Source organism: Niastella vici, assembly GCF_002077945.1.
GTDB lineage: Bacteria > Bacteroidota > Bacteroidia > Chitinophagales > Chitinophagaceae > Niastella > Niastella vici.
The window spans coordinates 124778-138918 of the sequence record NZ_LVYD01000102.1 but is presented as its reverse complement, the minus strand read 5'-3'; the positions used below and the strand labels follow the sequence as shown (position 1 = coordinate 138918).

General features: G+C 46.0%; 11 protein-coding genes. 8 read left to right on the top strand and 3 right to left on the bottom strand.

All coding sequences use genetic code 11. From position 1 onward, the window contains the following. The first annotated feature begins 50 nt into the window (after window positions 1-50). From A3860_RS35230 to A3860_RS35210, 5 genes are all read left to right on the top strand, one after another. Window positions 51-1724 carry a glycoside hydrolase family 43 protein gene (locus A3860_RS35230; RefSeq protein ID WP_081155294.1) on the top strand — a complete coding sequence of 558 codons (1674 nt, stop codon included), beginning with the start codon at window positions 51-53 and terminating at the stop codon, window positions 1722-1724. 210 nt (window positions 1725-1934) lie between these two features. Beyond that, window positions 1935-4712 (top strand): outer membrane beta-barrel protein, encoded by a 2778-nt coding sequence (locus tag A3860_RS35225; RefSeq protein WP_081155293.1) that lies wholly within the window; start codon window positions 1935-1937, stop codon window positions 4710-4712. 7 nt (window positions 4713-4719) lie between these two features. Continuing rightward, entirely contained in the window at window positions 4720-5457 is a 738-nt protein-coding gene (locus A3860_RS35220) for a GLPGLI family protein (protein WP_081155292.1), read from the top strand. Window positions 5458-5597: 140 nt separating this feature from the next. Beyond that, entirely contained in the window at window positions 5598-6485 is an 888-nt protein-coding gene (locus tag A3860_RS35215; protein WP_081155291.1) for a uracil-DNA glycosylase family protein, read from the top strand. A gap of 1 nt (window position 6486) precedes the next feature. Beyond that, window positions 6487-8163, top strand: a complete 1677-nt coding sequence (locus tag A3860_RS35210) for an amidohydrolase family protein (protein ID WP_081155290.1) — start codon at window positions 6487-6489, stop codon at window positions 8161-8163. 1 nt (window position 8164) lies between these two features. Here the strand turns inward: A3860_RS35210 and A3860_RS35205 are convergent, their stop codons facing one another. After that, the gene (locus tag A3860_RS35205) at window positions 8165-9235 is read right to left on the bottom strand and encodes a DUF2652 domain-containing protein (protein WP_081155289.1); all 1071 of its coding nucleotides are present in this window, start codon (window positions 9233-9235) and stop codon (window positions 8165-8167) included. Between the two features lie 365 nt (window positions 9236-9600). Here A3860_RS35205 and A3860_RS35195 point away from each other — a divergent pair, with 365 nt between their 5' ends. From A3860_RS35195 to A3860_RS35185, 3 genes are all read left to right on the top strand, one after another. Then, entirely contained in the window at window positions 9601-10659 is a 1059-nt protein-coding gene (locus A3860_RS35195; RefSeq protein WP_081155287.1) for a saccharopine dehydrogenase family protein, read from the top strand. A 114-nt stretch (window positions 10660-10773) separates the two neighbouring features. Then, window positions 10774-11670, top strand: a complete 897-nt coding sequence (locus A3860_RS35190) for a DUF1338 domain-containing protein (protein ID WP_081155286.1) — start codon at window positions 10774-10776, stop codon at window positions 11668-11670. Between the two features lie 172 nt (window positions 11671-11842). Next, window positions 11843-12583: a ThuA domain-containing protein gene (locus A3860_RS35185; protein ID WP_081155285.1), complete on the top strand. Its 741-nt coding sequence runs from the start codon at window positions 11843-11845 to the stop codon at window positions 12581-12583. 34 nt (window positions 12584-12617) lie between these two features. Here the strand turns inward: A3860_RS35185 and A3860_RS35180 are convergent, their stop codons facing one another. Further along, on the bottom strand, window positions 12618-13175 hold the full coding sequence (locus A3860_RS35180; protein WP_081155284.1) for a hypothetical protein: 558 nt from the start codon (window positions 13173-13175) through the stop codon (window positions 12618-12620). 270 nt (window positions 13176-13445) lie between these two features. Next, entirely contained in the window at window positions 13446-13733 is a 288-nt protein-coding gene (locus A3860_RS35175) for a helix-turn-helix domain-containing protein (RefSeq protein WP_081155283.1), read from the bottom strand. Window positions 13734-14141 lie beyond the last annotated feature (408 nt).

Below are 14141 nucleotides of genomic sequence, written 5' to 3'. Positions count from 1 at the left end.
TACTTACTTCCTGCTTCTTTTGTATTTTTGGTACCTAAGGATTCCGCCAAATGAAGAAACAATTCTATCAAACGATTACCTGCCTGCTGATCTTTTGTCAATGCGCCCTGTCACAGACGGCAAAGATCAGTAACCCGGTGCTGGCCGGCTTCTATCCCGATCCTTCCATTTGCCGCAACGGCACCGATTATTACCTCGTTAACTCCACTTTTGCCTATTATCCCGGACTGCCGGTATTTCACAGCAAGGACCTGGTGAACTGGGAACAATTAGGGTTTGCGATGGACCGGCCCGAACAGCTCGACCTGGATGGGGCAGGGGTGTCGCGCGGATTGTTTGCTCCCTCCATCAGGGTTTACAAAGGCACTTATTACATTACCTGCACCAATGTTGATAAAGGCGGCAACTTCATTATAACAACCCGGAATCCCAAAGGCCCCTGGAGCAACCCGGTTTATTTAACGGCCGTGAACGGCATTGACCCTTCCATGTTCTTTGATGACAATGGAAAAGCATACATCGTGTACAACAGCGTGGCGCCCGATAACAAACCCCAGTACGAAGGACACCGCACCATCAGGCTATACGAGGTTGACCTGAACACCCTGCAAACAAAAGGCGAAGAAAAGGTACTGGTCAATGGCGGAACCGATATTAGCCAGAAACCAGTCTGGATAGAAGGGCCGCATATTTTCAGAACCAAAGAATACTATTATTTGCTCTGTGCCGAGGGCGGAACCGGTTTCAATCATTCGGCCGTTATATTCAGAAGTAAAAAAGTAGAAGGCCCGTATGAATCGTATAAAGGCAATCCCATACTTACGCAACGGCAGTTAGATGTGAACCGGAAACACGCTGTTACCTCTACCGGCCATGCCGACCTGGTGAATGCCAGCGATGGCAACTGGTATGCTGTATTCCTGGGTTGCCGCCCGTATTCGGGTGATTATTACAACACGGGCCGCGAAACCTTTATGGCCCCGGTTGAATGGAAAGATGGCTGGCCAGTGATCCTACACGGCAACGAAACAGTGCCCAACAAAGTAAGCATAGCTGGATTTAATGTTAAAGGGCCCCTGCCTTACAACAGCGATTTTCATTTTAAAGACGATTTCAAAACCGCCACATTAAACAATCGCTATCAATTCCTGCGCACCGTGCGCGAACCCTGGTACCATATCAACAGTGTAACCGGTTCGCTCACCATGCAATTAAAACCCGCCACTTGCGCAGATAAAACCAATCCGGCCTTTATCGGTTTCAGGCAATCGCACCAGCGGGGCTTTGCGGCCATCAGCCTCTCGTTTACCCCTGCCAGTGAACAGGAGAAAGCCGGTTTGCTGATATTCCAGAACGAACAGTATTATTACTACCTGTGCCAGTCGGTACAAAATAACCAACCGGTGATCCAGTTGTACAAAGGCCCGGGATCTGGCGGCGGAGAACCACTATTGCTGGCTTCACAAAAAATACAAACGAACAGCCAGTTGCCATTGCAATTGAGAATACAAACCAACGGCAATGCCTATTCATTTTATTATGCAGAAAAGAACAGCAACCAGTGGCGCTTATTTAAAGAAGGGCTCGATGCCACCTTCCTGAGCACCCGTACAGCCGGCGGATTTACAGGCTGTATGTATGCCATGTATGCAACGTCGAACGGCGCACCTACTACCAATAGCGCCGTATTTAGTTCATTTGAGAGCAAGGGATATGATGATTAAAAGCCATGCTTAACTGTTAAGCAATACTCTTTTCCGTTAGGCTTTAACTAAACTTTATTACTCTACCAATATTGTAAGGAAAACATTTTATATCTTGCATGCGCGATTTTTCTGATAAGTTAAGAAAAATCTATTATTGATAACAGGCAGGCGTAGCGGTTGTAAAACATCAGGCGGAACCATATTTTTGGAACAGCCCAAAGACAACCCATGACAAGACAAGTATGGCCAACCAGAACAATGCTGCTGATAGCATTATGCTATCTCTTTTGCCTGCCCGTATTCGCGCAAAAAAATTCCATTAAAGGAATTATTCTTGATACTGCAGAAAAGAAAAAGCTTCATTACTCCATTGTAGCACTCATTGATCTCAGGGATTCAACCCTGTATCAATCTGTTCGCACCAACGAAGCCGGCTTTTTTAAAATAACAAACATTCCACAAGGAAGGTATACATTGCTGGTCTCTTATCCCAGAATGGCCGATTATCTGCAGGATGTAACCATTACTGATACTTCAAACCTCGACCTGAAAGCCATTCCAATGACAACCCGGGCCCAATTGTTACAGGAGGTAATTGTACAGGCCGGATTACCCATTCGAATGCGGGGCGATACCCTGGAATATACCGCAGATAGTTTTGCCGTACAACCAGGCGATAATGTGGAAGAACTGTTCAAACGCATGCCGGGTTTACAGGTGGAGAAAGACGGGAAGATCTACGCCCAGGGGCAGGAAGTAAAAAAGATCCTGGTCGATGGCGATGAGTTTTTCTCAGATGACCCCGCAATTGCCGCCAAGTACCTGGCCGCCGATGCAGTAGACAAAGTGCAGGTCTATGATGATAAAAGTGAACGCGCCAAGTTTACGGGGATCGACGATGGCACCCGCACCAAGACCATTAACCTGAAATTAAAGAAGAACCGGAAGAACGGCTATTTCGGCAAGCTAAGTGCAGCCAGCGATGGCAAAGAATACTACAACCATGAAGCCATGGGCGCTCTGTTCGATGGCACCCGTAAAATATCGGTATTTGGCCTATCCTCTAAGACCGGCAAGCAAACCCTTTCCTATAATGACTTAGGCAAATATACCACCGAAGATTATGAGCTTATTGACGATGGCATTGGCGGTACTGTTTTTTATTCGAACCGGGACTATGAACCCGAGAATTATCGCGGTAACGGTTTGCCATCCATACAATCGGGCGGCGCGCATTACTCTGAAAAATGGAATTTCGATAAGCTGAAATTGATGAGCAATTACCGCGTTAAACAGATCAATGCAACCGGCTGGCAAAACTCAACCAATTTGAATGTACTGCCCGATGGCACTTCATTCACCAGCAAAAGCGACAGACAGGAAAAAACATACAGCTTCTCACAAAGGGCCAGTGGCAGTTTTACCATAAAAGCTGATTCTTTCACCACCGTTAAAATATCGGCCAATGGAAGTTTCGGTACCTCCAGTGAGCAAAGCACAAGTATTTCCGGTTCAATCAATGAAAAAGGATTCCAGGTAAACAGTTCCGAACAAAGGAACGAAAACGATTACGACAGTAGAAAGTTTGGCACCAACATCAGTGTGCAACGCAAGTTCAGAAAAGAAGGAAGGACCCTCTCGCTGATGGTACAGCAGGATTACAACAACAGAACAGGCGATGCCTATAACTATTCGGCCAATAATTATTATGATCCGGCTTCGGGCACATTCAAAAATGCCGATACGCTGAACCAGCTACAGAAAAGCATCAACTCTTTTGAATCGTATGCCGCCAGAATAAATTACCTGGAGAAACTCAGCAGCAGATGGAGCCTGGGTTTTGAATATGGTTGGAAAAACAATGTGTCAGGAAACGTATTCAATACCCTCAACAATGTAAACGACAAGTTCACTGAACGCATTGATACCCTCAGCAATGACTATACTTTTAGCAGCACCACGCATATCTCGGGCGCTACCCTTGTATACAATGAAAAAAAGTTTGGGGCTTCTATAGGTGGAAATGCCTTTTTTACCGGGTTCAAACAAATGAATAACGACCTGCACGAGCAAAACACCCGCCGCTTTAACAACTTTTCGCCACAGGCAAATTTAAACTGGCGCCCTAAACAAGGTACCGGCCTTACATTCAGTTATCGCGGAGAAACCACACAGCCCTCTGTTGATCAGTTGCAACCGTTACGAAAAAGCAGCAACAAGCTGTATGTACAAATAGGTAATCCCGATCTGCAACAGGGATTCAGGCACAGCGCCTATTTGTCGTATTATTCATGGAATACGGCAAAAGGCTCCGGGTTCAATACAGGTGTTAACATCAGGTATACCAGCAACGATGTAGCCTCCAAAACCTATACCGATGCCCAGAACAGGAGTGTGAGCCAGTATATCAATCTCAATAGTATTCCCAATATAAATAGTTACCTGTACTACAGTTGGCAAAATAAAAAATTGCACCTGAAGCATTCGATAAACTTATCAACCAATAAGGGCGGCAATTATGCCATTCAAAACGATAATAAATTAAAGAGTATCAGCCTGAACGTGAGCGCCACTTATAGCATTAACCATGAATGGACAAAAGTGATGAGCACCGGTTATAGAGGAACTGTAAATAAGAACTGGGGCTGGAGCGATATTCCCAATCGCCCTAACACCAGTTACTTTAACCATTCACACGCGGTGAATGCGACCTTTTACATACCCTGGCATCTGGAGCTTACGAGTGATTGCCTCTTTAATTTTCAGCCAAAGAACGCATCTTTTAATTCCAGTATAAACACCATACAATGGAATGCTTTTGTGCAGAAGAAATTCCTGAAGAATAACCAGGCAGTAATCAGGTTTTCAGTGAATGACATCCTGAATAATAATAATGGCTACAACCGGTATGTAACGGGTAGCAATGTATCCGAATCGAACCGCTTTGTTATAAAAAGGTACTGGCTTTTGTCGGCAACCTGGAACTTTTCAAAAAGTTTAAAATAAACGCTGTATGAAACTGTTGTTGTTTATTATATGCTCCTCGCTGTTTCTCTCGCAACAAACAAGTGCCCAGGATTTTATTACCCGGGGTAAAATAGAATATGAAATAAAAAAGAATAATAAAAGAATATACACCGATGCCGAGCGGGCCAGCAATAGCTGGATAGCCAGTAAGCCCGAATTCGATATTTATTACCGCGACCTGGTGTTTGCCGGGAACCAGTTATTGTATACGCTGGGCCGCAGGGGAACAACCACGTATTTCGCTGCTGATAACAGTTTATATACCGATCTTGAGAACAGGCAAACCATTTCACAACAATACTTCATAAACGAACCCTATTTACTGGCCGATAGTGTTCGGCCAATAAAGTGGAAGATAGAAAACGAGATCAGGAAGATAGCCGGTTTCGATTGCCGCAAAGCCATCGGCGTTATTCACGACAGCGTTTATGTGGTAGCGTTCTATTGCCCCGAGATAGTGCCACAGGGCGGACCGGAATTCTTTAGCGGCTTACCCGGAATGATTCTCGGGCTGGCCATTCCCCGGGAGTTCACTACCTGGTTTGCCACAAAGGTTGAGCTGGCCGATGACACGAAGATAGCTCCGCCTGTTGTAAAGAAAAGCAAGCCACACACGAAAAAAGAACTGGCCGCCATACTGAGTAAAAAATACAAGGAAGTGGGCTGGTGGAAGAACGAAGACTTCGAAAGAGCCCTGCGGGAGGTTGACCGTTATACCTTTTGATCAAAAACTAATTAAAATCAGTAAAACTACGGTTGGCATAAAACGCCGGAGTTAGTAGCTTTAATAGCCGGTATTCCCACCCAACTAACCATCTCTGTTGATGAACTGATCATAATCTGCACCCCGGTTATCAATTGCCAATGGACCTGCTTTCACTGGGCTTTACCAGGCGAAGCATTGACCCCGCTTACGCTAAAACTACAGCGGGCAAGCATTCATCATTGACCATAAAACCATGTATTATGATCCAGTTCGACAAAGGGCCCGGTGCAGCATTTGTAAAACACTTTGCCGCCCTGCCCGATCACACCGACATTAAAAACAATTTCTGGTACGACTGGGGTCCGGTGTTTTACCGGGGCCGTCTCGATGGCAGCGCCAAAATAATTCTGGTGGCTTCAGACCCCGGCCCAACCGAACGCATTGCAGGCCGCACCCTGGTAGGCAATGCCGGGCAAAGGGTGCAGGGCTTTCTGCAAAAGATCGGGTTAACCCAATCGTATACCTGCGTGAACGGGTGGGCCTTTGCTTTGCACCCCAGCCACCTGGGCGACGGCATAAAACTCCTGAGCCGCCCCGATTTGACCACCTGGCGCAACAAGCTCTTCAACATGCTAAAAAAGCCTTCGTTGCAGGCGATAGTGGCCTTTGGCGATGTGGCAAAGAAAACGGTGCAGCTATGGGATACCAAAGGCAATATTCCGGTGTTTGAGACCTATCATCCCAGTTATCATTCGGGCGGGGCTGCCGGTGAAAAAAAAATGCTCACCGATTGGAACCGGGTGGTAACCGCCCTGCGCGGGATCATTACGCCCGATGAGGGCGCTGCCACCAACAAGCCCCTGTATGGCGACAAATTCGCCGAACAGGATTATGCGGCCATTCCGGCCCTGGACCTGCCCTTTGGTATACCCGACTGGTTCGGTAACGATGCCTTCTTCAGAAAAAAGCGGGGTATGAACAGTGTGAGCCGGCCATCGCCCGACGACGGACACACCCTTTTATGGAAAGCCCCCAAATTCAACTGATATGGCCAAAGCAAAGAAACCAGCCATTGACCCACTGGATAGCCCCCGCTATGGATTGCACGGCACCATTGTTACCATGACCGCGCCCAATGAAATTGTCAAAGGCACTATCTTCATAAACGCGGCCCGTATTGAAGCCATCATCCCCGATGGCAAACCGGTTCCAGCCAACCTGGCCAATTACCCTGTTTACAAAACAAAAGGCGCCATTTTCCCCGGCTTTATAGAATTGCACAACCATTTAAGTTATAATTGCCTGCCCATGTGGAATGTACCTAAACGGTACGAGAACCGCGCACAATGGAGTGGCATAGACCCCTACAAAAAGGCCATCAGTTATCCCATGAACCTGCTGGGAAAAACAAAAGGGTATGTGGAAGCCATTGTACGGTATGTGGAATGCAAATGCCTGGCCGGCGGCGTCACCACATCACAGGGGATCATGTTGTTCAGCAATGCAGGTATAAAAAAATATTACCGCGGCATTGTGCGTAATGTAGAAGAGAGTGCCGATGCCAACCTACCTAACGTAGATGCGCATATTCCCGACATCACCGCCCGCGATGCCGCCAGATTTTCGAAACAACTGCAAAAAAGCACCTGCTTACTGTTGCACTTAAGCGAAGGAACAAATGCTTCGGCCCGCAAGCATTTTGAACACCTGAGACTGGGGCTTAACGAATGGGCCATTGGGCCTTCACTCACCGGTATTCATTGCGTGGCGCTGCAAGCGGCCGACTTTGCCATCATGAAACAAAAAGGCGCGTCGATGGTGTGGTCGCCCTTCAGCAACCTGTTGTTATACGGGCAAACGGCCGATATAAAAAGCGCCAAAGCAAGCGGCATCACCATAGCATTGGGAAGCGACTGGTCGCCCAGCGGCAGTAAGAATTTACTGGGCGAGCTGAAAGTGGCCAAACTCTACAGCGAAGCCAATGGCAGGCTGTTCAGCGATTATGAGCTTATTGCCATGGCCACTGTAAATGCCGCCCGCATCATAAAATGGGATAAGGAATTGGGTACGTTGGAAAAAGGCAAACGCGCCGATCTGCTGGTGGTAAAGGGAAAGGGGAACGATCCTTATACCACGCTTTTACAGGCATCCGAAAAAAGTATCTCACTGGTAGTGATCAATGGAACGCCGCGATATGGCGATGCCACGCTGATGCGGAAATTTGGCGGCAACGGCGCCGAAGCCAAAACCATTGGCGCACAATCAAAATTGTTCAACCTGCAACAGGTTTCGCAAGACCCCGTGGTAGGCGCATTGACCCTGTCGGCCGCCACGCAAAAAGTAAAGGACGGACTGCTCAATATCAGAAAGCTGGCCACCCGCTCCCTGCCCCTGCGTGGTATGATGGACAAGGAGGGCAACCGTTTCCTGGTTCCGCTTAAACCGCCTTTACAGGCGCATGAAGAACCGGAATGGGTGTTGGTGCTTGATCACAATGAAGAGGAGGGCGAGGCGGTACGGCCCAATTTTGATCCCATGGCCAAACATGGCCTGCCCTTTAAAAAGTTAGCGCCCATGAATATAACACCCGACGTGCTGGCGCCTATTCAACTCGATGCCCTTACGGTAGCGGGCGACCGTAGCTTCTTTAAAAAAGTAGCCGCGCAAATGAACCTGCCCGATTATATAAAGAAAGGATTGAAGAAAATGTATGCCGATCTGTAGCTCAGTTCTGTTGCCGTTTACTTAGCGCAACCATGTTATTCAGTGAGTTTTCGAGCAGGCGGGTGATGCGCTTTCGCATAAACAGATCGAACAGGAATAACTTCAATGCGTTCTTTTTAATATAAATGACAAAAGAAGCCATTGCTTTGCCCGTACCGGTAGTGTTGTACTCGTAATGCATGGTGCGCTGGCCATCCTTGGAGGTTTCCTCATATTCAATACAGGTATCAGTAGCCCGAACATGACTGGTAATAAGCACCTCGCTGCGGTTTGCAAGAATGCAACGATGCGCCACGCCTACCAGGTTTTCGGGATTGTTCATTTTATCGATAGCCTTTACGCCTTCTACCCAAAGCGGGCGCAGATCGAGGTTCACAGTGAGGTAGAATAACTGCATAAAATCAACCGGCACTTCTTTATAAACACGCACCAGTTCAATTTTGCCCTGTTGAAGCGCAGAAGGGAAACGCGATTCTACCGGCACTTTTTCTAACAGCGGCGACAGGTATACATATTGAAAGTTGATGGCATCATTCTCTATTTCTTTCCGGCCCGGCACCCATTTCATCCAGCCGGGCAACTCATCAGGCTTAAAATGCTGATTATACAGGTTATCGGTAACCAGCCAGTATTCATGTTCGGGGATATCGTTCTTTAATAACTGGTGCGCCCTTATCACATCTTTTCCAATGAGTTTACTGAACTCCTTAATATTGTAAGTAGTGAATTCGCCCTGGTGGGTAATCACCTTCAGGCTTAATTTCTCCGACTCTTTACAGGCCCCGCACTGGCAAAGCCGTTTTACAGAGATACTGCGCAACAGGTGATGGAATTCGCAGAACATTTTTTCAACCTGCTCATAAATGGCCTTACTGCCGGGCGGGTTGCCAAATTTGTAAAACAAAATGGCATCGCCCTCAATTTCCGACACCTGCAGACCGAGCTGGTTACAATTGATCAATGCCTCCAGCAGGTTTTTAATAATGAACTGGCTGTGTTCGATCTCGGTCTTTTCAACAAACTGAGTGAAGCCACTGATATCGGGGATAAATAGCAGGCCTCCGGTAGACATATTTAAAATTTACTATAAGTTACGAATATTCCGGAGAACCGGATTTTAGCCTTGCCGTTTTTTGCCGGGAAGCTGCAGGCACATCCCGGTTGTGCAAAACCCTCTTTGCATGTTTTTTACAAACACATGTTTGTTATTTAACCAGCTTTGAATACATTCGCACCGTGAATGAAAGCGTAAAAATATTCTACTCATACCTGGCATTTCTGCGAAGTGCATGCGCGAACGTTCCATAGTATTCATGTCTTACACACATATTCAATCCTGATTTTGTTGCTATATCTTTAATTGACAGGCGTCCTGGGCACTATTGCCAACCCGTCAATTAACTATATTATTACTCATTCTATTAACTAAAATAAGTTATGAAAAATATTGCCGTTATCGGACTGGGCAAGGTGGGTTCACTGGTAGCCACGTTGCTGAATGATATCTTTACTGTTACCGGTGTTGATCAAAAAGCACCTGCCGGTCTTCCTTTCAACATAGTTACCGGAGATATAAACGATGCAAAATTTCTGGAAAACACCCTGTCGAAGCAGGATGCCGTGGTTTCGTGTTTACCATACAACCTGAACCTGCCGGTGGCAGAAGCAGCCTTTAAAACCGGTATTCATTATTTCGATCTTACAGAAGACGTACCCACTACCAGCGCTATACGAAAGATGGCCGAAACATCGAAAGGCGTAATGGCGCCGCAGTGCGGACTGGCGCCCGGGTTTATAGGAATTGTTGGCGCCGACCTTTGCCACCGGTTTACCAAATTGCGCGATGTGGAACTACGGGTAGGGGCCCTGCCACGATTCCCCAATGGTTTAATGGCCTATTCCTTTACCTGGTCGCCCGCCGGCGTTATCAATGAATACATCAACGATGCCGAAGTAATACACAACGGCATCCGCAAAATGGTTCCCTCGCTCGATGGCATTGAACAGATCAATATTGAAGGACAGGAGTTTGAAGCGTTCAGCACCAGTGGCGGACTGGGCACTTTGTGCGAAACCCTGGAAGGAAAAGTAGATACACTGAACTACAAGACCATCCGTTACCCCGGGCACGCCCGCCTCATGCGGTTTTTATTATATGAGCTGATCCTGAAAGATAAACGGGCCTTAACTGAACAAATTCTAACGGAAGCCAAACCGCCGGTACGGGAAGATGTAGTGTATGTATATGCCGTAGTGGAAGGCTGGAAAGGGCAGGAGCTGGCAAGGGAAGAATTCTACCAGGCTTATCATCCAATTACGATCAATGGCAAAGAATGGCGCGCTATTAGCTGGACAACCGCCGCCTCGGTAGCAGCTGTGGTAGAAATGGTAGCCAATAAAGAGTTACCCCAAAAAGGATTTATTAAGCAGGAAGAAATACCGTTTGAGAAATTCCTGAAAACAAAGAATGGAAGTTTGTACGGGAAGAACCATTAGGCAATAAAAATACAGTTGCAAGTTTCAGGTTGCAGGCTCGCCCGGGAATGGGCCGCGCCGTCCTGAAACCTGGAACATGTCATCAGCCTTTAAACTACAAAAGAAACTAATACTATGTCAATCATACTGGATAACGTATTATCAGGCTTAATGTCTCGCTATCGCGACCGCGTGCCCGATGTACTGGGCATTATCAACGCCATGATAAAGGAAAATATCATACAGCAGGCCAGTGATATTGAAAATGACCATATTGCGTTCCGCACAATGGGTGTACCGCACCTTGGCATACAATCGTTGGAAAAGATCTTTTTACATTATGGTTACCAGAAAAAGGATTATTATCATTTCCCCGAAAAAAAGCTGGATGCCTACTGGTATGCACCACCGGCGCCCCATTACCCGCGTATCTTCATCAGCGAGCTGCGGATAAAGGACCTGTCGCCCGAAATGCAGCAGCTCATCACCAGTTATACCAATGAAGTGACTGCCGACCCGGTTGAACAGCTTGACCTTGATGATGCAATGGCGGTAGACCAGTTCCTGCACAGCGGCTTATGGCGACTGCCCACCTGGGACGATTTTCAAACGCTGAGCGCGCAAAGCGAATACGCCGCCTGGGTGATCTATAACCGGTATTACCTGAACCATTTTACCATCAGCGTGCATAATTTGAAAGAAGGCTACAACACCATTGCGCAGTTCAATGAGTTTCTTGAGCGCAACGGCTTTAAGCTGAATAATGCGGGCGGAAAAATAAAGACCAGTCCGGATGGCGGGTTGTTACAAAGCTCTACCGTAGCCGAAATGATCGGGGCCCGGTTTGCGGGTGGCGACGAGCATGCCATTTCAGGCTCGTATATTGAATTTGCCGAAAGACGGGTGTTGCCGCAATTTGCGCATTTGTCGACAGACCAGGTGCAACGCATACACCGACGGGAAGGGTTTGAAGCAGGCAATGCCGATAAAATATTTGAAAGTACCTACAGCTCGCAAACGCAGCGGGATTGATAGAATAAGGTGGGTCTCCTTCTTAAGGGTGGGTCGTGCCGAAAGTTATCGGGACGGCCCACCCTTTTTTCCTGGCAGCAGATGCAACCTTTTTTCGCACGTTTCCGACTTTTTTGCTTAATAAAGAATTCGCTATCTTTCGGCACCGGACAAGTATGTAAAAAATAATAACATGAAGAAAACGAGCTTCGCCCTGAAAATTGTATTTACCGCTTTATTAGTAACATCCTTCACAATAGTTTCCCTGGCAAAAGATAAAGTACTGGTATTTTCGAAAACGGCCGGCTATCATCACAAGTCGATCGATGCAGGCATAAAAGCCATTCAGGACCTGGGGGTGAAATATCATTTTGATGTGGATACCACCACCGATTCAACGAAGTTCGTTTACAGCAGCCTGAAAAAATACGCTGCCGTGGTATTTTTAAGCACTACCGGCGATGTATTGAACGAGGAGCAGCAAAAAGCTTTTCAGCAATACATACAGGCCGGCGGTGGATTTGTAGGTGTACATGCCGCTACCGATACTGAATATGGATGGCCCTGGTATGGCAAACTGGTAGGTGCTTATTTTGTAAAGCATCCTAAAATACAGGAAGCCGTACTGGTGATCAACGACAGCACGAACATAGCGACCAAGCATTTACCCCGTCCCTGGAAGCGCACCGATGAATGGTACAATTTCAAGGATATTCAACCAGACCTGCATGTGCTCATCAGTATTGACGAAACTTCTTACAGCGGCGGCACCAATGGCGCCAACCATCCCATGAGCTGGTACCATAACTTTGAAGGCGGCCGCGCTTTCTATACTGAATTAGGACATACCGATGAATCCTGGGCCGATCCGCTGTACCTGCAGCATTTATGGGGCGGTATGCAATATGCGATGGGGAAGGTGAAGATGAAGTAGGAGAGAGCCTTTTGTTAAACAGTACGCCCGGAGGTTATTGTGATCCAACATTCACAGGTTCAGGTTTTACGGTATCGCTGTAAACCGGCTGCTGATATTTGGTCAATTTTTCCAGATAGCATCCGAGCGTATCCAGTCTCCATTCGTTCGAAGGGGTTTCAATGGAGGTACCGTTATTATTCGTATTATTAATTTTCATTTCAACTGTATCCCTGGTTGTTGTAATAAGGAACATTTTTGTTTCCCAAACCCTTATGGGGTGGCTGGGGAAGTAAACGTCCACCTTTCTTAATAACTGAGTAATGGTGTCAATTTGTTGTTTATCTGAAATAACCAGGTCGCTGCCCACTAAATTTACTTTCCAATTTGGCAGCGAAGGCCCCAGGCGTATTTGAGAAATTTCTTTATCATTCAATAGTGAAATAGCATTCCACTTTCCAAAGAACAGCCTTGGTAAAAAGGGGATTATCAAAAAGAATATTGCTAAAACAGTAAGCGCCAGCTTTACCTTTTTATTTACATTTTTACCAATATTGGCACGGATGATCCAGACAGCTATAAAAAGTAACAAAAACAGGGTATGGTAACTCATTCAGGTTCTAATTAGGGCAGGGTTCATTTTGGCATCAATTTACAGATTATGAATTAAAACCAGCGCCAAAATACTTAAAGCAATAATGCCTGTTAGTATGGCTACTAAAAAGGCGTTTCGTTTAATGATCTCATCTCTTTTCCCGGGACCTGGATCCATACAAATTGAGCGTTTTAATTTTTATTTAGAATAAATACAGCCAGCAGGGCAAGAACATAAAAGATGGGGAGTATAATATGTAACCCCAGCTTTTTGCCCAGCCCCTTTAAACTAATTTTCATTCTTTGTTTTTTGTTCGTCATGCGACCTGGTTTTTATTTCAAATTCAATATGTAAAGCCTGTTGAAACCTCACCAACATGGTAAATGTCAATGGCTTTTTGTTATGGAACAGTTGCGACAAATAACCCGGACTAACCTGTAATAATGCGGCAAGCTCAGCCCGCCTCATTTTTTTTATCCGGATCTGTTTGTATACTTCATACAGGAATTTCTTTGTCAGCAGGTCAATCTGGTGGTCCAATTCTTCCTTTACTTTTTTATCCCTGGTGCTTTTCATTACAGAAAGACTGTTATATTTTTATGTTGATCTGATTTGATAAACACCAGCCTTATACAAGATGTAAGAAAGGATGGTCACTAAAAGAATTATTACCAAAACGTATAGAATATATTTCAGGGGCTGTTTCATACGAAGTGAGTGTAAATGCTGCGTTTCACCCTTGTGACCACGCAGCCCCAACTAAAATTTAAATCTATTAGAAAGATCAAATACAGGGCCCTTTCTTTCCGGGAAATCGAATGAGGTATAACTAACTGAAATAAAACAATTTGAATAAATAATTTGCATATTTACCGGCCAATGCTCAATAAAAAACCCTTTCATTATGAAAGGGTGCTTTTTTAAAATGGGAGGGTTGTATTCTTATTATTGAACTATTCAAATAGATGAAATTTCAAGGGTTCT